The following is a 15,282-nucleotide window of genomic DNA, read 5'->3' on the forward strand; positions in this document are numbered from 1 at the left end:
GATCCGAACGCGGCTCGGGCAGACCGAGCCAATGGCTTTCGCGGACATATGCCGAAAATTGGAAATTTAATCGTGCATAGCGATGCGTCTCTCGATACAAAATAGAGTTACTACAGCAAAGGAGGTGACACCATGGGTACAGGTTCTAAAAGCTCGAACACTTTGGTAGTGCCGCAAGCATCGCAGGCACTCGACCAACTGAAGTACGAAGTAGCGCAGGAACTCGGCATTCAGATTCCGCAAGACGGCTATTACGGTTATATGGCGACTCGCGACACCGGTGCAATCGGTGGTCACATTACACGCCGCCTAGTCCAAATCGCGGAGCAAACGTTGGCCGGCCGATAAACCGAATGGATTTCCTCCTAGACGAAAGGGCCCGGGTTTTTACCCGGGCTTTTTTGTGCGCCTATGATAAAAAAAGGGTTGCGAGTTCCCCCGTAACGAGTACAATGGATACAGTTGCCAGTACAAGAAAGCATACGGCAGAGGGGAACGGATGACCAACGTGAACGCGATCGAAAAGCGAATTGAAGAACTGCACCGGTTTCGGCCGGCAAGCGAACCGCCGGAGGATCACGCCGAATTTTGGGAGCGGACGACGGAGGAAGCTTTAGGAAGCGCATTCGTATCCGAGCGGATCGAGATCGAAACGCCGATGACCGGCATGAAGGCGTACGACGTCGCGTTCGAAGGGTTTTCGGGCACGACGATCCGCGGGCTTTATATGGTCCCGGCGTTTACCGAGGGGCCTTATCCGTGCATCTTGACGTTTCCTGGTTATACGGGAGGCAAGGGGTTGCCGGAAGCGTACGCCCGCTGGATTCTGATGGGGGTCGCCGTATTCGCCGTCGACGTCCGGGGACAAGGCGGAGAGACGGGGAACACGTTGGATTCCGATTTCGGCATGGTCCGCGGCTGGATCACGCAAAACATTACGGATCCGGAGCGCTGCTATTACAAAGCCGTTACGGTGGATTGCCTTCGGGCCGCGCAGTGGATGTCGAAGCAGCCGGAACTGGATCCGAAGCGTCTGGGGGTCGTCGGCGGGAGCCAGGGAGGCGGTCTGGCGCTGCTCGTTTCCGCGCTGCACGAGAAAATCGGACTGACGGTGGCGGATATCCCGAATATGTGCCATATGGACCATGGCGTCTTGCATTCGACGGGATCCTTGACCGAAGTCGCAGACTTCGGCCGCCGCTATCCGGAGCTGCTGCCTCAAGCGCTTCGCACGCTCAGCTATTTCGATTTACTGCATCTGGGTCAACGAATGACCCGACCGCTGCTGATGTCTGTCGGGCTGAAAGATACGGTTTGCTTGCCGGAGCAGGTGTTTCCGATGTACCATGCGGCCGCTTCCGAAGACAAGGCGCTTGAAATTTTTCCGTTCACGGGTCATGCCGTGGAGGCCTCGCAGACGCGAAGAGGGATGGAATTCGTAAGAGAACGTTGGTTCCGGTAATTTGGTTCCGAATACACGATAGTAGGGGGAGACTTAATAATGGTCAACAATGCTAAGGGGTATCGCGTATGGTACATACCGGATGGGTACATCCCGCCGATCAGCACCGGAACGCTCGTCAGCCACGAATCGATCTGCGTCTTGAACGCGAACGAGGAAGCCGCGAATCTGAGCGTGACGATCTACTTCGAGGACCGCGACCCGATCGAGGAGGTGCCCGTACGCGTCGAAGGCCGCCGCACGGCGCATGTGCGCACGAGCACGCTCGAGAAGGACGGCGAGTCGATCCCGGTCGGGGTTCCGTACGCGATGGAAGTACGAAGCGACGCGCCGATCATCGTGCAGTACAGCCGAATGGACGCGACGCAGCCGGCCAATACGCTAGCGACGACGATGGGCTTTCCGGTGGTATAATCGAATTATTTCACTTCCTGCTTTACCGCAAGCAAGGGCTGCCCGTTATCGGGCAGCCCTTCTTTTGCATGGATTATCGATTCAATTCCCACCATACGAGGTACTCGTACGGACTCTTCGTCGTCCACGAGGACGTTGTGATGTCGTAGATGCCGAAGTGCAAGTGCGGAAGGAACGAGCCCTTCGTACCTTCCGGACCGTATCCGGTGCTGCCGACGTACCCGATAAGCTGTCCTTGCTTGATCGCGCCGCCCTTAACGAACGTCTGGCTGTATTTCGACAAATGGGCGTAATAGAACGCAGTCGCGTTATCGGTTTTGACGGTCAACCGGTAGCCGCCGTACGTGTTCCAGCCGACGTTGAGAATCGTGCCGTCCGCCGCCGCGTACACCGGGGTTCCTTCCGGCGCGAAGATGTCTACGCCTTCGTGCGTGCGAACGGCGCCGCCGTCCGGCGTCCAAGTTCGCGCGTCCGCGTAGTTGTTCGTGAACGGCGTATACGTCCCCTTGGCGAGCGGGAACAAGCCTGTCTTGAATTTCGAAGGCGGGGTCGGGACTGTAATGCGGAGACCCGGCCAGATCGCGTTCGGATTCGCGAGCTGCGGGTTCGCGTTGATCAGCGCCTTGAGCGGAATGCCTGCGCGGGATGCGATGCCGTACATCGTATCGCCCGCTCTGACGACGTAGTTGCCTTGGTCGGGAACGATCAGCTGTTGACCGATCCACAGCGACGTCGAAGAGAGCCCGTTCAAGGTCATCAGCTCGTTCACCGTCATCCGGTTGGCGGTGGCGATCCCCCATAGCGTATCTCCCGCTTTCACCGTGTAAGCAGCCGCGGAAGCGACGGCGGCGGATGCGGAAGCCGCGACGAGCAGCGCCGCGAGCGCGAGCGCGATTTTCTTCATGCGTGGAAGCAACCCCTTCTCGTTGGTCTATCGATAGAATAATAGAATTCGATGTCGGGAAGTAGTTGTAAATGTTGGTCGGATCGCGGACAATAAGGGATACGTGTCGATAAGGAGGGATTCGAATGAAGCGATTCAGCGAGATGTCGCCGGGCGAGCTGGCCGAGGAAATCGAGCGATTGCGGTCGGAGCTCGACCGAAGCGCATCCGAGGGCGAGAAGGGCGTGCTGCGACAACGATGGCTGCTCGCGAGATCGTACGCGGTAAGGGACGCCTCGTTCCCGCCGGGGCGCTATCGCGTCGAAGAGACGGGAGCCGCGTTCACGCTCCTGTACGTGAACGGCGTTATGGGCTGGGGAACGACGGAGGACGGCCAAGAAGCGGCGTTCCCTTTAGCGGTGCTCCAACGCGAGGAAGGGATAAACGACGGCAAGTAACTTGAAGTTACATCGCCGTCGCTTCTTCGAGCCGCTGTTTGGCGCGGTGTTTGATTTGCGTCCGTAAAATATAACCGCGCAGCGCGTTGAGATGTTCCGGCTCGATCTCGAGGAAGCGCGCGCCGATGTAAGTGGATCCGTCTTCGGTCGTCTGCTTGCGGGAGATCTCGATCTTGCAAGGGACGCCGCCGTTAATGTCGAGTTCGACGTCGGCGACCATCATCGCCCGCGTCCCGGGATCAACGTCGAGCGTGAATCCGATGCCGCCGAGGCTGACGTTGCGGATGTCGATCGCCGTAGAGGCGTCGAGCTTGTTCTCGCCGCCGTTCGACCAACGGAGGGAACGCATTCGTCCGGAATCGCTCACTTCGATCCGAGGAAATTGCCGGCGCGTCGACAAGAGTTGATTTTCCGGAGGGTTCAACACCATCAGAATGCCGGTATCCTTCGCGAGGACGGAAGAAGGAAGGATTAGAAATCCGTTACTCGAATATACCGTCAGTTTGACCGGATCGCCGGGCTTGTACATTTTCGATTGGGGCATTTCGATTTCAAGAATGTCGCCTTCGATGTAGGAGACCACGCCGGTCGAAATATAAGCGTCTTTCTCGACGGACACGCGCGAGCCGATGGTGATCGCGTTCTTCTGATGGTGTAATATTTCGGTTGCCCGCATGAACGACATGAATTCAGCCTCCTAGAATGACATCGATCCGATGGTGGGGAAGAAAAGAAAAAACGCCCGCCGAAGGCGGACGATCCGGAACGAATCGTACGCTCCTCTTCGGCAACCCGGCCGCCGTAGCTTTCGCCTTAGGTCCGTTGGCTTTGCGTCTCCGACTTTCGTCGGATTTGCCTTGTTCGATTGGAACAATTTATACTATTAATATTATTATATGACTTAGTTCGAAAGTTGCAAGCGAAGAATACGGATTTTATTACCATGATTCGAACGAAGGGGAAAGCGCGCGAAATGAAAATCACGAGAATCGAAACCGAAGAGGCGCTGCAGCAAGCGTTCCTCATTCGATTGGAAGTGTTCGTAGACGAACAGAAGGTCCCGCGAGACTTGGAGATGGACGAGTACGACGCGTCCGCGCAAGCCGCCAAACATGTATTGCTAGAGGTCGACGGCGTCCCCGCGGCGACGGGTCGATTCATCGAATACAAACCCGATACGGCCAAGATGCAGCGGATCGCTGTGAGAGGCCCGTATCGCGGGAAGGGCGTCGGGAGGGCGTTAATGCAAGCGTTGGAGACTTGGGCGAAGGGGGAAGGGTATTCGTACTCGCTGTTGGACGCGCAGTGCCAGGCGGAACCGTTTTATCGCTCCCTCGGGTACGAGACCGTGTCTCCGGAGACGTTCCTCGACGCGGGCATTCCTCATGTGCGGATGAAGAAGGCGTTGTAAACCTTAGCGGAAAAAACGGAAGACTGAGCTCGCGGGGGCTCAGTCTTCTTTGCGTTAAAAGAGAGGTAAATTGTCGAGATTGTTGTCCGTTCGCCCGTCCGGGTTCGATCGAAGATGCTCTTCTTGATCCCGCCCTTTAAAGACGTTTACATTGAAAATTTCGTTATTTTTCGCCATCGCCTGAGCCGCCTTATAATCGACGACCGCGCCGGAGGATAACTTGAGCTCGACGATATCGCCGTCCCCGTTTTTTCGAACCGCCACGACTTCCTCTTGCCGCGGCATGCCTTGTCCGGATGATTGTCGTTCCATATGAAATCGCCTCCCGTCTTAAGATTGGCCTTCGGGCGGGGCATTATTCAATAAACATGAATCGAGACCGGGAGGCAAGGCTCCCGGTCTCGGTATCGAGTTGGCGATTATTCGAATTCGTATTCGGTCTGTTGTTCGATAAACCGCATGGCGCCCGTCTTGCCGACATAGTCGTCGCGGTTATCCGCGTAATGCATCAACCAGATGCGTTCTTGAATCGCTTCCGGCAGCGTCAACAACTCATCCAAGGTCGTATGAACGAGCCCGGGACCGGTCAACTGGCATTCGTGCAGGATGTGCTTGCATCGTCCGGCGTTCGTCAAATCGCTCAATAGTGCGGGGTCGAACGTCATATCCGAGCTGTAAAACACGGTTTCGTTCAGCAGGAGCGCGTAACTCGGTTTGTTCGGAATATGTTGGGTCCTGATCAACTCCAGGGTGAAGCCGGCGCTGATTTCGAACGGAACGCCTTCGTCGATCTCGACGACGTCGAAGTAGCAGTCGAGCGAATCGCAGCCGGTGCTCTGATCCTCCAATGCCCCTTTAAGGCTTGTCTCCCACAACGCCTCTCGGATCGAGGAGGGTACGAACAGAGGGATCCTCTTCTTATGTACATACATAAAGGCGAAGGCAAGTTCTTCGATGCCGCCGATATGGTCTCCGTGAATATGCGTGACGAGGACCCCGTCGATCTCTTGAACTCCGATACCCGCGCGATAAAGCGCATACGGCGCCGTTACGCCGCAATCGACTAACAGGCGGTAACCGTTAACGGCAACGATCGCGTTATTGTTGAAATATTTTTTCGCGAACGCATTGCCGGTCCCGATCATCTGGATACGAATGCTCACTTGCCGACCTCCCTGCATGACCAACTGTAGCATAATCACTTTACCATGATTACGGAAAAAACGAAAGATTAGCGTCGTCAACTTTCGGTGGATCGGAATACGATGTACGAGAAAAAGGAGGAGGGGGAGAAATGAAAAAACCCGCGCCGGCGTGGGTACGGGTCATGGGATATGTAAGGATAGGAGCGTATGCGTTCGGTCGATGGTACGGCAGATGTCTCGGATTTCTCGAGACGTCGCCTTTATTTCCCCGCCATCATTCGAACGATGACTTTATCGAGCCGCCGGCTGATCGCTAACACGTCCGGATGCCGAAAATCGTATTTATATTTTTCGGCGGTCGTCTCCAGCATCTTCTTCAGCTTGGCGAATTCCTTTTCGATCGTGGCGTTCGACATATACCTCTTCCTTTGCTGTAATTCAATGGTATCAATAATATCCCAAAACGGTCCGAAAAAGGAAACAAAATGGGCACGTGAAATTTCGTTTACGTAAACGGTAAATTATGCTATAATACGCTTTTTCCTTCCAAGCAAGAGATTCCAGTAATTTCCGCAAAAAACTTTCGCGAGACGACACCGCAACTCTCTCTGCAATTAAGAGTATATAGGAGTGCACTGAACTTATGGAGGGAATCGCATGAAAATCCGGAATATCGCGCTTGGCATTCTCGCCCTTACGCTGATCGGCGGAGCTACGGCCGGGGCCGACGAGGTGATGCAGACGTGGAAGGGTAAGAAGGTACGCGTCGTGGTCAACGAAGCGGAGCTCGACGGAGGCGGTATCCAAATCGACGGGAAGACGTACTTGCCGATTCGCGCCTTGTCGGACACCTTGCAAGCACTTATTAAATCGGAATCGGATACGGTACATATTAATAAACCTAACGTTCATTTGCTGCTGTTCACGGGCGATCGGAACGCGATGAAGCCGTTCGGGAACGTCTATCAAGGCACCTATGACTTCTCCGTATTCGTCCAGGTCGATAATTTGCGAACGAGGGCGCATTCGATCAAGACGACCGTCGTCGATCCGCAAGGCCAGACCGTCGACTCGATAGTTTACAAGATGACCGACGAGAACCGCGAGAATTTTTGGTACGCGACTTCTCCGTTCAAAATCGATTTCAAATCGACGGGTCAGTATAAGATCAAATTTTACCTCAAGCAGACGGAAGACAGCGAGTTCGAGCTTTTGAGCGAGAAGGCCATTCTCTCCATGAAGAAAGAATAAATCAACGCGCTTAGGCAACAATCATTAGAGAAGCTAGAATCGGAAAGGGGTCGGCGCATGACGGATCAAGACCGCGCTGCGGCAGGAGAAGAAGAAGAGTCAGTATACGTCGTCACCGACGAGAACGGCGTAGAGCGGGAGCTGGTGCCTGTATACACGTTCGATTACGAGGAGAACGAGTACGTCGTATTGATCGATCGCAACGACGCGGAAGCGGACGGACTCATTCTGCGCATCGAACAGGACGGGGACGAGGTCGTGCTCGCGAACATCGAGGACGACGACGAATGGAACGCCGTGTTGGATATTTATAACGAATTGCTCGAGGAAGAAGAAGAGGAGCAGTAAAAAACAGAGGCCGCGGCCTCTGTTTTTTTTATTTTCTAGGATTAAAATACATAATGCGGCCGTTGAACAGATGGAGCTCCGTCTTCAGCGTCCTGGCTAAATATTTACAAAGCTCGTTGCCCTTCGACTTGTCGGCGTGCGTGCTTCCGTCCGGCAAGACGACCTGAACGTAGTGCCGCTCTCCGCCGTCGTCCGTCTTCTCGGTCCCGACGCCGAAGACGATGTACTTGTACGGCTCGTCCTTCGCTTTCAAGTAAAACCATACGCCTTCCCCTTCCGGCTTCTTCTCGATCGTATAAGGGAAAGCGGCTTCGTCGTATTTCCAATCGAGCTGCCGGCCGGTCTTGGACGTCTGTTCCTTATACCGGCCGAGATACTGCTCCAGCTCTTCCAGCGTGACGGACGGTACGGAAGAGCCCTCCGTGAAATAAAGGTATGCGCTCTGACTCATGGACCCGTTACACCCACTTTGCGTCTGATGGTTCCATATTAGCAGGTTTATCCATACGTGACAACGATGCGGAAAAGGGACAGGCTTGCCTCGTCGCGAGGAATCCCTTATAGTGTTACCACAAGGATCTTATCCTTGGATGGATGCCGGAGCTTTCGATACTCATACGAGAGGGAGGATGACAATGATGATGTTTGACCATATGTACGACGAGACCGAGAACGCGAAGGTCGACTTTTTCGGATACGCATCGGAGCGGGCGCGTTATGATTTCGCCATCGTGTATACGAATCGTTTCTTCGGCAAGCCGTTGGTCGTGTGCATGCAGACGGGTCGTTCTTCGCTCCTCTGCGCGGACGATCTGGCGGACACGGAGAACTTGCAGCGCATGTTCGCCATCGGCGATGCGGAAGAGGCTCGCGAGCTTGCCGCGCTGCTGAAGCAGCGGCTGCCGCTGCTGGAGTTTAAAGAGCAATATTGATTTTCGCGATACGGTAATGGAAAGCCGCGCCCCGAACGATTCGGGGCGCGGCTTTATTGTTTTCGGGAGAGGCTCGGCTGCGGATTATTCGTTGATCGCGCGCTCCTCGATGATGACCTTCACGTTCCGGATCGTCTTATCTTCGGGACCTTGCACCGGAAGGCCGATCTCGACGTGCTCGGTAATGTAATCGATGTTTTCTTGCGAGATGACCTCTCCCGGCAGCAGAATCGGAATGCCCGGCGGATACACCATGATGAATTCGGCGATGATCCGGCCGTCCGCTTCGGCGAGCGGCACCGATTCGGTCTCGGCGTAGAACGCATCCCGGGGAGAGAGGGCGAGCGTAGGGATTTTCGGGTTTTTCACGATCACGTTCTTCATCTCGGCGGCGCCGGACTGCTCCGCGGCGATGCCGTGCAGCGCGTCCAGCAGCTTCGCGACCGTATCCTCGGTGTCGCCCGGGGTGACGATGCACAAGATATTGTACATGTCGCTCATTTCCACTTCGATGTTGTATCGTTCGCGAAGCTGCTTCTCCGCGTCGTAGCCTGTGATGCCGAGGCGGCGCACATGGATGGTCAGCTTCGTCGGATCGTAATCGAACGTCGCCTCCGCGCCCAAGATGTCGTTGCCGAAGCAATACAGCCCGGGAATGGCGTTGATGCGCTCTCGCGCGTGTCGGGCGAGGCCGATCGCGCGTTCCGCGAGCGCGCGGCCGTTCATCGCGAGGGTGCGGCGGGCCGCGTCCAAGGAAGCGAGCAGCAGGTACGACGTCGACGTCGTCGTGAGCATCGAGAGAATCGCCTGCACTCGCTTCGGGTTGACGCGGCCGCCTCGAATGTTCAGCACCGAGCTTTGCGTCAGCGAGCCGCCGAGCTTATGGACGCTCGTCGCCGCCATGTCGGCGCCGGCTTGCATCGCGGAGAGCGGCAGCTCCTCGTGGAAGTGGATATGGACGCCGTGCGCTTCGTCGACGAGCACCGGGACGTCGTACGAGTGCGAGAGCTCGACGATTTCCTTCAGGTTCGCGCTGATGCCGAAATACGTCGGGTTAATGACGAGCACCGCCTTCGCGTCGGGATGTCTCTCGAGCGCGCGTCGCACGGAGCGGGTCGTGACGCCGTGGGCGATGCCGAGCTGCTCGTCCATGGCCGGCGACAAGAAGACCGGCCGGGCGCCGGCGAAGATGATCGCCGACATAACGGATTTATGCACGTTGCGAGGAACGATGATTTTCTCCCCCGGACCGCAGACGGACATGATCATCGTTTGGATGGCGCCGCTCGTGCCCTGCACGGAGAAGAACGTATGGTCGGCGCCGAACGCTTCCGCGGCCAGCCGCTGCGCCTCGAAGATGGCGCCGGAGGGCTGGTGCAGATCGTCGAGCGGCGCGATGTTGATCAGGTCGATGGACAGAGCGTTGTCGCCGATGAACGAGCGAAACTGCGGGTCCATGCCGACACCTTTCTTATGTCCTGGGATGTGGAATTGCAGCGGGTCTTTCGCGGCGTGCGCAAGCAGCGCATCGAACAGCGGGGTGCGGGTTTGGTCCACGCGGGAGTCGCCCCTTTCGTGTTGGGTTTTTGCGAGAACGCAATAGAATTGAGTATAGCAAAAATGGCAGATGTTTCAATAACGATTTTTTCTCGCATATAGTGTTGCTTCCTCGGGCGAAAATAACCGGAAAAAGCGGCGGAACCCGCCGGAGGGGAGGGACGCGATGCTTAAGGCTCGGCAACGGTCGTTCTTCGGGCGCTTGTCGTCCGGGAACGCCTTCGTATGGAAGCTGTTATTCATCATGTTTTCGATCGAATTCGTGAAGGGCGCGCTGCTCGTCTCGGTGTTGCCCGTGTACTTCTCCCGGGAGCTCGGCTTGTCCGCTTACGTGTTGGGCTGGGCGTTCGCGCTGCAATACGTCGGGGATAACGCGTTCCGCGCCCCGGTGGGGTGGATGATCGATCGGTTCGGGTACCGGCTGCCGATGTCGGCGGGGCTGTCGCTCGGCTTCGCCGGCGTCGCCGCGCTCGCGTGGCTGGACGGCCCCGGTTGGATGCTCGCCGGCTGCTTCCTTCTCGGAGCGGGCACGTCGCCGCTCTGGCCGTGCGTCGTAGCCGGAACGACGGAAGCGTCGGGCGCGTCGGCGAGCGGGCGGGCCATGTCGGCGATCTATATCGCTTCGTTCGTCGGAACGGGCGCCGGACCGATCGCGATCAACTATCTCGCGGCCGAAGACGAGATGCGCCTGCCGTTCCTCGTCTGCCTCGCCTTATCGGCCGCGGCGCTCGCCGCCGGCCTCTTGCTGCCGGGACGGCCGTTCGCGCCCGTCGCCGGCAAGCGAGCGGCGGCGCCGGGCTCGATGGCGGCCGGCATGCTCGAGACGCTGCGGGGCGTTCCAGGCGGCGCGCTGCTGTACCCGGCCATGTTCTTGCAGACGCTCGCGCTCGGGCTGCTGACGCCGGTCGTCACGCTGTACGCTCGCGAAGATCTCGGGCTCCGACCGGACGAGTTCAGCGTGCTGCTGTTGACCGGCGGCGGCGCGTCGCTGCTCTTGCTTCTCCTCGTCGGCCGTCTTGCCGACAAATACGGCACGCGGGCGTTCCTGCTCGCCGGCATCCCGCTGACGGCGGCATCGACGGCGGGATTCGCGGCGGTCGCGAACCGTTCTCAGCTGTTCCTCGCCGTCGTCGCGGTCGCGATCGGATACGCGCTGCTCATCCCCGCGTGGAACGCGTTCGTCGCGGGATCGATCCCGAAGCAGCGGCGCGGCGCCGCATGGGGCGCGTTCCTCGCCATCGAAGGCTCCGGCTTCGTCGTCGGACCGATCGTGTCCGGCTGGCTATGGGAGAGCTGGAGCCATCGGGCGCCCTTCCTAGCGAGCGGCGCGGCGTCGGCGGCGCTATTCGTTCTTTATCTGTTCATTTCCTTCCGAAAATCGGATGTGTTACGATAGACATTGTCGGCTTGGAAGGCCGGCGGTCCACATACATATGGAGGAACGGGAATGGATAAACGAATAGGCGTCATTATGGTTATGTTGATTACGATTTTCTTAGGCTTCGGCATCATTATCCCGGTCTTGCCCGAGATGATCGTGGGTTCCGGGGCGGAGCGGTTTCATCTATACGTCATGCTGGCCGTCTATTCGGCCGCATCGTTCGTCTTATCGCCGATCTGGGGCGCATTGTCCGACAGAATCGGACGCAGGCCCGTCTTAATGACGGGGGTGCTCGGCTTCAGCGCGAGCTTCCTGCTGTTCGGATTGTCCGACGGGAACCTTGCGCTCATGTACGCCTCGCGCGTCCTCGGCGGCATCTTCTCCGGCGCGACGACGGCGTGCGCGGTCGCGTACGTCGCGGACATCGTGCCGGAGGAGCGGCGGACGCGCGCCATGGGCCTCGTCGGCATGTCGATCGGGCTCGGGTTCATCTTCGGGCCCGGCATCGGCGGCTTGCTCAGCGTCTTCGGCAACGAGGTGCCGTTCTTCGCGGCGGCGGGCCTCGCCTTCTGCAATTTCTTGTTCGCGCTCGCGATGCTGAGCGAGTCGCTGCCGCCGGAGCGCCGGCGCATCAAGACGGCCGGGCCGAAGACGTCGCGGTGGACGGCGTTCCGCGGACCCATCGCCTATCTGTTCGTGCTCATGTTCGTGCTCACGTTCGCGCTCGCCGGGCTCGAGTCGACGCTTCAGTATTATCAGATCGAGCGGTTCGAGGCGTCGCCGCAGGACATCGGCGTCATGTTCCTCGTGAGCGGCATCGTCGGCGCGATCATTCAAGGCGGCTTCATCCGCCGTTACGCGAAACCGGGAACGGAGCCTGCGCTCATCCGCTTCGGATTGGTCATACAGGCGCTGGGCTTCATCCTGCTGCTATTCTCCCGGGACGTCTGGACGGCGTCGCTGTTCATGAGCGTCTTCGCCGTCGGCAACTCGCTCCTTCGTCCGTGCGTCACGTCCCTGATTACGCAGACGACGCAAGCGGGGCAAGGCGTGACGGGCGGGCTCAGCTCCTCCATGGACAGCCTCGGCCGCATCGCCGGTCCGCTCGTCGCCGGCGGCTTGTTCGAAGCGCAGTCGTCGCTGCCGTTCTTCGTCGGGGCGGCGGTGTCGCTCGGGGCGATGCTGCTGCTCGGCCGGTTCGTCAATCTGCAACGTCAAGGCGTCGCCGGCGCCGCGAAATAAAGAAGACGCCTCCGCGGAGGCGTCTTCTTTATTTTCGGAAGCCGGCTAAAACGACATCCGATACAACGGCATTAGCGTTTCATAAGTGCTGCGAATCGTCTCGTACAACGCCGGCCCGTCCGACAGCAGCGGGTCGTCGCGGTCGAGGCGGATGCCGACGAGCACCTCGGATTGCTTCGTGCCGGCCAGCTTCTCGGCCATCCGTCGGAACGCGTCGTCGGTCATCTCGCGATGCGGCGTCCCCTCGGGCTTCATATGGTCCATGGACCATACGTACGACGACGGGACAAGCTTCTTGATTTTCTTCAGATCGCGCTCGAGCGCCTGCGCGAAGACGGTCTTCTTGTCGCTCTCGTAGATGATGGCGAATTGGGCGAACGCGTGCGACGCGAACATGCCGAATTGGAAGTGCGGCAGCATCTTGTATCCACGCTTGTTCGCCGCCCAGGAGACCCAGGTGTCGTTCGGCGCGTGCACGGTGCGGCGGGCGTGCTTCGCGACGTGGGGGAACATCTCCGCGCCGGCGAGCGCGGACAAGTCGGGCGCCAGCGCCTCTCCGAGCGCGGTCAGCTTCGGACGGACGCGCGCGATCAGCGCCTCCATGCGCGGTTCGAGACCCGGTATCGTAAAGACGTCGAAATCCGACGGAGCGAAGGCGACGGCTTCGCGGCGCAGGTCTTGTTGCGGAATAACGGTCAAGCGGTTCTCCTCCTCCTCGAAGTCATTCTCCATTTTACGAAAATTAGGCCCATAAACCAAGTTGCCAATTCATATAAATGAGTATAGTATAAAGGAAAGAGTGATTTTTCAGAATATTTAGTTATTGGTCGCGTTTTCCTTTGATACAGCTTGGGAGGGGATTGCCGTGAACAGAAGCTTTGAAGTGGAATACTGCAACTTGGACTTGCGATTCGATCGCCGGACAATCCACAACTTCATCAAGTCGTTGATTCAAGAAGGGTATTCGCTCTATTGGTCCGAGAACGAGTCGCACTTCATCGCGTCGATTCGAACCGGCCGCAGGCTCGTAAAACTAAAATTCCAGCGCGTCGGGGAGAGGTTCAAGCTTGTAGGCAATTATTCGTTCCGGGACGAGAAGCTCGTCGAGTTGATGGAGCGGATGATCGGCGCGACGCGCGGCCACGCCGTCGTGAAGCGGTTCCGCGACAGGCAGATCGTCATCGAAAACATTATGTTCGGCGAAATTATTCGAATGGTAGAAATTTCGGGAGTTGAGCATAAGGTCGTGTACCAGCGTGAATCGGTCGTGACGTTGGAGGATATCGCGAAGGCGTACCGTTCGACGCGAGCGGAGGAGCGCATTCCGGTGCTGCGGATGGAAATCGATTATGAATTGGCAACGCTTTCAGAAGCGCTTGCGTTAGGCCACCGCGCAGCGGCGGACGCCTGCCGCTCGAAGCTGGAGGAGCTGCGCCAGGAGATGCTGCTGCTGGAGGCATAACATGAATCGAATTGCATAGGATGGCATGGCATAGCATGGCGGATGCGGCGCGGACCGGGGGAAACCTCCCGTCCGCGCTTTTTGTAATGGGATCAAGGCTCCACGAACACCCCGAAGCGATACGAAGCCGTATTCCGATCGCCCCATTCGCCCCAAACGAGAAAGCGATAATACCCGGCTCGCTTCGGCAGCATGAATCCCTCGGCATCCGGCATCGCGGCCGGAACCCACAGCTCGCCCGAACGGACAAGCACGCCGGAACGGTCCGGACGGACGCGATATAGGATCCGAACGGCGGCGCCCGGAGCGGTCGTCGCGCTTTGCGCTTCGATCATCGGTTCGAACGTCTCCGGCGGGAGCGGGCTCGAGCAGATGCTTTTTCCTCGTCGACCGCCCAACAAGAGCCTCCGTCGATAACGTCCACGACTTCTCCGTTTACCGTAATCGAGGGAACTATGCGTTCGTCCGGCTGGGGAGGCGTTGACTTCGTACAACCCGATAAGAAGTTAATGAAAACAAGCGCCGCGCATAATGCCTTGGACGCAGAGCCGACGAGCCGCATCGTTGCATCCCTCTCGATCAATCGACGCGATTCGTTGGGGAAATGTTCCATTGAAATCGCTTCAGAATCGATTGTATTGGAACTGGACGAGCATTCGTGTAAAATAAGGAAGGTATGAACACGGAAGCTCGAACTATTTTCAAATACAAAGGATGATGATGAACAATGTCGAAACAGCAAATCGGCGTCGTCGGCCTCGCGGTCATGGGGAAGAACCTCGCCTTGAACATGGAGAGCAAAGGGTTCTCCGTAGCGGTCTATAATCGTTCGCCGGAAAAGACGAAGGAGCTCGTCCTTGAAGCGGCCGGCAAAAACCTCGTGGGCGCGTACAGCGTCGAGGAGTTCGTGCAGTCGCTCGAAACGCCTCGGAAAATTATGATCATGGTCAAGGCGGGCGAGCCGACCGACAAGACGATCGAGTCGCTGCTGCCGCATCTCGAGCAAGGCGACATCATCATCGACGGCGGCAACGCCTACTTCCCGGATACGCAGCGCCGCGAGCGGGAGCTCACCGCGAAGGGCTTCCGCTTCATCGGCACCGGCGTCTCCGGCGGCGAGGAAGGCGCGCTGAAGGGTCCTTCGATCATGCCGGGCGGCCCGAAGGACGCGTACGAGCTCGTCGGCCCGATCTTCGAAGCCATATCCGCGCACGTGAACGGCGAGCCGTGCTGCACCTACATCGGACCGGGCGGCGCGGGTCACTACGTGAAGATGGTGCACAACGGCATCGAATACGGCGACATGCAGCTCATCTGCGAAGCGTATCAGCTGCTG

21 protein-coding genes and 1 riboswitch are annotated in these 15,282 nt (G+C 58.0%); of the genes, 12 read left to right on the top strand and 9 right to left on the bottom strand.

What is annotated here, in order from left to right:
• Positions 1-132 precede the first annotated feature (132 nt).
• From RIN49_RS20870 to RIN49_RS20880, 3 genes are all read left to right on the top strand, one after another.
• A complete protein-coding gene (locus RIN49_RS20870; RefSeq protein WP_138198309.1) occupies positions 133-348 on the top strand; it encodes an alpha/beta-type small acid-soluble spore protein in 216 nt (71 codons plus the stop codon).
• Between the two features lie 151 nt (positions 349-499).
• The gene (locus tag RIN49_RS20875) at positions 500-1,462 is read left to right on the top strand and encodes an acetylxylan esterase (protein ID WP_309122086.1); all 963 of its coding nucleotides are present in this window, start codon (positions 500-502) and stop codon (positions 1,460-1,462) included.
• Positions 1,463-1,501: 39 nt separating this feature from the next.
• Positions 1,502-1,876 (top strand): sensory rhodopsin transducer, encoded by a 375-nt coding sequence (locus tag RIN49_RS20880; RefSeq protein ID WP_309122087.1) that lies wholly within the window; start codon positions 1,502-1,504, stop codon positions 1,874-1,876.
• A gap of 73 nt (positions 1,877-1,949) precedes the next feature.
• Here RIN49_RS20880 and RIN49_RS20885 read toward each other — a convergent pair whose 3' ends face one another.
• Positions 1,950-2,780: a LysM peptidoglycan-binding domain-containing M23 family metallopeptidase gene (locus RIN49_RS20885; protein ID WP_309122088.1), complete on the bottom strand. Its 831-nt coding sequence runs from the start codon at positions 2,778-2,780 to the stop codon at positions 1,950-1,952.
• Positions 2,781-2,905: 125 nt separating this feature from the next.
• Here RIN49_RS20885 and RIN49_RS20890 point away from each other — a divergent pair, with 125 nt between their 5' ends.
• Positions 2,906-3,217 (top strand): DUF1811 family protein, encoded by a 312-nt coding sequence (locus RIN49_RS20890; RefSeq protein WP_309122089.1) that lies wholly within the window; start codon positions 2,906-2,908, stop codon positions 3,215-3,217.
• A 7-nt stretch (positions 3,218-3,224) separates the two neighbouring features.
• Here the strand turns inward: RIN49_RS20890 and RIN49_RS20895 are convergent, their stop codons facing one another.
• Positions 3,225-3,902 carry a PilZ domain-containing protein gene (locus RIN49_RS20895; protein ID WP_309122090.1) on the bottom strand — a complete coding sequence of 226 codons (678 nt, stop codon included), beginning with the start codon at positions 3,900-3,902 and terminating at the stop codon, positions 3,225-3,227.
• A gap of 98 nt (positions 3,903-4,000) precedes the next feature.
• Positions 4,001-4,084, bottom strand: a riboswitch (cyclic di-GMP riboswitch).
• A gap of 106 nt (positions 4,085-4,190) precedes the next feature.
• Here RIN49_RS20895 and RIN49_RS20900 point away from each other — a divergent pair.
• The gene (locus tag RIN49_RS20900; protein WP_309122091.1) at positions 4,191-4,628 is read left to right on the top strand and encodes a GNAT family N-acetyltransferase; all 438 of its coding nucleotides are present in this window, start codon (positions 4,191-4,193) and stop codon (positions 4,626-4,628) included.
• 54 nt (positions 4,629-4,682) lie between these two features.
• Here the strand turns inward: RIN49_RS20900 and RIN49_RS20905 are convergent, their stop codons facing one another.
• The 3 genes from RIN49_RS20905 to RIN49_RS20915 all read right to left on the bottom strand — a co-directional run bounded on the left by RIN49_RS20905 (position 4,683) and on the right by RIN49_RS20915 (position 6,189).
• Positions 4,683-4,940, bottom strand: a complete 258-nt coding sequence (locus RIN49_RS20905) for a DUF3892 domain-containing protein (protein WP_309122092.1) — start codon at positions 4,938-4,940, stop codon at positions 4,683-4,685.
• Positions 4,941-5,047: 107 nt separating this feature from the next.
• Positions 5,048-5,791, bottom strand: a complete 744-nt coding sequence (locus RIN49_RS20910) for an MBL fold metallo-hydrolase (protein ID WP_309122093.1) — start codon at positions 5,789-5,791, stop codon at positions 5,048-5,050.
• 242 nt (positions 5,792-6,033) lie between these two features.
• On the bottom strand, positions 6,034-6,189 hold the full coding sequence (locus tag RIN49_RS20915; protein ID WP_138198318.1) for a Spo0E family sporulation regulatory protein-aspartic acid phosphatase: 156 nt from the start codon (positions 6,187-6,189) through the stop codon (positions 6,034-6,036).
• A gap of 241 nt (positions 6,190-6,430) precedes the next feature.
• On the opposite strand from RIN49_RS20915, the gene RIN49_RS20920 reads away from it, so the two are divergent.
• On the top strand, positions 6,431-7,024 hold the full coding sequence (locus RIN49_RS20920; protein WP_309122094.1) for a stalk domain-containing protein: 594 nt from the start codon (positions 6,431-6,433) through the stop codon (positions 7,022-7,024).
• A gap of 57 nt (positions 7,025-7,081) precedes the next feature.
• Positions 7,082-7,372: a DUF1292 domain-containing protein gene (locus RIN49_RS20925; RefSeq protein WP_138198320.1), complete on the top strand. Its 291-nt coding sequence runs from the start codon at positions 7,082-7,084 to the stop codon at positions 7,370-7,372.
• A 28-nt stretch (positions 7,373-7,400) separates the two neighbouring features.
• Here RIN49_RS20925 and RIN49_RS20930 read toward each other — a convergent pair whose 3' ends face one another.
• The gene (locus RIN49_RS20930) at positions 7,401-7,823 is read right to left on the bottom strand and encodes a DUF1885 family protein (protein ID WP_309122095.1); all 423 of its coding nucleotides are present in this window, start codon (positions 7,821-7,823) and stop codon (positions 7,401-7,403) included.
• 184 nt (positions 7,824-8,007) lie between these two features.
• Here RIN49_RS20930 and RIN49_RS20935 point away from each other — a divergent pair, with 184 nt between their 5' ends.
• Positions 8,008-8,304, top strand: coding sequence for a DUF3055 domain-containing protein (locus RIN49_RS20935; RefSeq protein WP_309122096.1), 297 nt, complete (start codon positions 8,008-8,010; stop codon positions 8,302-8,304).
• A gap of 84 nt (positions 8,305-8,388) precedes the next feature.
• Here RIN49_RS20935 and RIN49_RS20940 read toward each other — a convergent pair whose 3' ends face one another.
• The gene (locus tag RIN49_RS20940) at positions 8,389-9,861 is read right to left on the bottom strand and encodes an aminotransferase class I/II-fold pyridoxal phosphate-dependent enzyme (RefSeq protein WP_309122097.1); all 1,473 of its coding nucleotides are present in this window, start codon (positions 9,859-9,861) and stop codon (positions 8,389-8,391) included.
• 166 nt (positions 9,862-10,027) lie between these two features.
• Here RIN49_RS20940 and RIN49_RS20945 point away from each other — a divergent pair, with 166 nt between their 5' ends.
• Positions 10,028-11,257: an MFS transporter gene (locus tag RIN49_RS20945; RefSeq protein ID WP_309122098.1), complete on the top strand. Its 1,230-nt coding sequence runs from the start codon at positions 10,028-10,030 to the stop codon at positions 11,255-11,257.
• A gap of 51 nt (positions 11,258-11,308) precedes the next feature.
• Positions 11,309-12,484, top strand: a complete 1,176-nt coding sequence (locus tag RIN49_RS20950; protein ID WP_309122099.1) for an MFS transporter — start codon at positions 11,309-11,311, stop codon at positions 12,482-12,484.
• A gap of 45 nt (positions 12,485-12,529) precedes the next feature.
• Here RIN49_RS20950 and RIN49_RS20955 read toward each other — a convergent pair whose 3' ends face one another.
• The gene (locus RIN49_RS20955) at positions 12,530-13,183 is read right to left on the bottom strand and encodes a DUF1054 domain-containing protein (protein WP_309122100.1); all 654 of its coding nucleotides are present in this window, start codon (positions 13,181-13,183) and stop codon (positions 12,530-12,532) included.
• Positions 13,184-13,349: 166 nt separating this feature from the next.
• On the opposite strand from RIN49_RS20955, the gene RIN49_RS20960 reads away from it, so the two are divergent.
• Complete coding sequence (locus RIN49_RS20960; RefSeq protein ID WP_138198328.1) at positions 13,350-13,946, top strand: hypothetical protein; 597 nt, start codon at positions 13,350-13,352, stop codon at positions 13,944-13,946.
• A 92-nt stretch (positions 13,947-14,038) separates the two neighbouring features.
• Here RIN49_RS20960 and RIN49_RS20965 read toward each other — a convergent pair whose 3' ends face one another.
• Positions 14,039-14,344 carry a hypothetical protein gene (locus RIN49_RS20965; RefSeq protein ID WP_309122101.1) on the bottom strand — a complete coding sequence of 102 codons (306 nt, stop codon included), beginning with the start codon at positions 14,342-14,344 and terminating at the stop codon, positions 14,039-14,041.
• A 329-nt stretch (positions 14,345-14,673) separates the two neighbouring features.
• Here RIN49_RS20965 and RIN49_RS20970 point away from each other — a divergent pair.
• Positions 14,674-15,282: NAD(P)-binding domain-containing protein (locus RIN49_RS20970; RefSeq protein WP_309122102.1), on the top strand; the 609-nt coding region annotated here is incomplete at its 3' end.

The organism is Paenibacillus sp. (assembly GCF_031177825.1).
Classification (GTDB): Bacteria; Bacillota; Bacilli; order Paenibacillales; family YIM-B00363; genus Paenibacillus_AE.

Coding starts and splice junctions, on each gene's coding strand:
- RIN49_RS20870 (WP_138198309.1), top strand. CDS start 133: ATGGGTACAGGTTCTAAAAGCTCGAACACTTTGGTAGTGCCGCAAGCA.
- RIN49_RS20875 (WP_309122086.1), top strand. CDS start 500: ATGACCAACGTGAACGCGATCGAAAAGCGAATTGAAGAACTGCACCGG.
- RIN49_RS20880 (WP_309122087.1), top strand. CDS start 1,502: ATGGTCAACAATGCTAAGGGGTATCGCGTATGGTACATACCGGATGGG.
- RIN49_RS20885 (WP_309122088.1), bottom strand. CDS start 2,780: ATGAAGAAAATCGCGCTCGCGCTCGCGGCGCTGCTCGTCGCGGCTTCC.
- RIN49_RS20890 (WP_309122089.1), top strand. CDS start 2,906: ATGAAGCGATTCAGCGAGATGTCGCCGGGCGAGCTGGCCGAGGAAATC.
- RIN49_RS20895 (WP_309122090.1), bottom strand. CDS start 3,902: ATGTCGTTCATGCGGGCAACCGAAATATTACACCATCAGAAGAACGCG.
- RIN49_RS20900 (WP_309122091.1), top strand. CDS start 4,191: ATGAAAATCACGAGAATCGAAACCGAAGAGGCGCTGCAGCAAGCGTTC.
- RIN49_RS20905 (WP_309122092.1), bottom strand. CDS start 4,940: ATGGAACGACAATCATCCGGACAAGGCATGCCGCGGCAAGAGGAAGTC.
- RIN49_RS20915 (WP_138198318.1), bottom strand. CDS start 6,189: ATGTCGAACGCCACGATCGAAAAGGAATTCGCCAAGCTGAAGAAGATG.
- RIN49_RS20920 (WP_309122094.1), top strand. CDS start 6,431: ATGAAAATCCGGAATATCGCGCTTGGCATTCTCGCCCTTACGCTGATC.
- RIN49_RS20925 (WP_138198320.1), top strand. CDS start 7,082: ATGACGGATCAAGACCGCGCTGCGGCAGGAGAAGAAGAAGAGTCAGTA.
- RIN49_RS20930 (WP_309122095.1), bottom strand. CDS start 7,823: ATGAGTCAGAGCGCATACCTTTATTTCACGGAGGGCTCTTCCGTACCG.
- RIN49_RS20935 (WP_309122096.1), top strand. CDS start 8,008: ATGATGATGTTTGACCATATGTACGACGAGACCGAGAACGCGAAGGTC.
- RIN49_RS20945 (WP_309122098.1), top strand. CDS start 10,028: ATGCTTAAGGCTCGGCAACGGTCGTTCTTCGGGCGCTTGTCGTCCGGG.
- RIN49_RS20950 (WP_309122099.1), top strand. CDS start 11,309: ATGGATAAACGAATAGGCGTCATTATGGTTATGTTGATTACGATTTTC.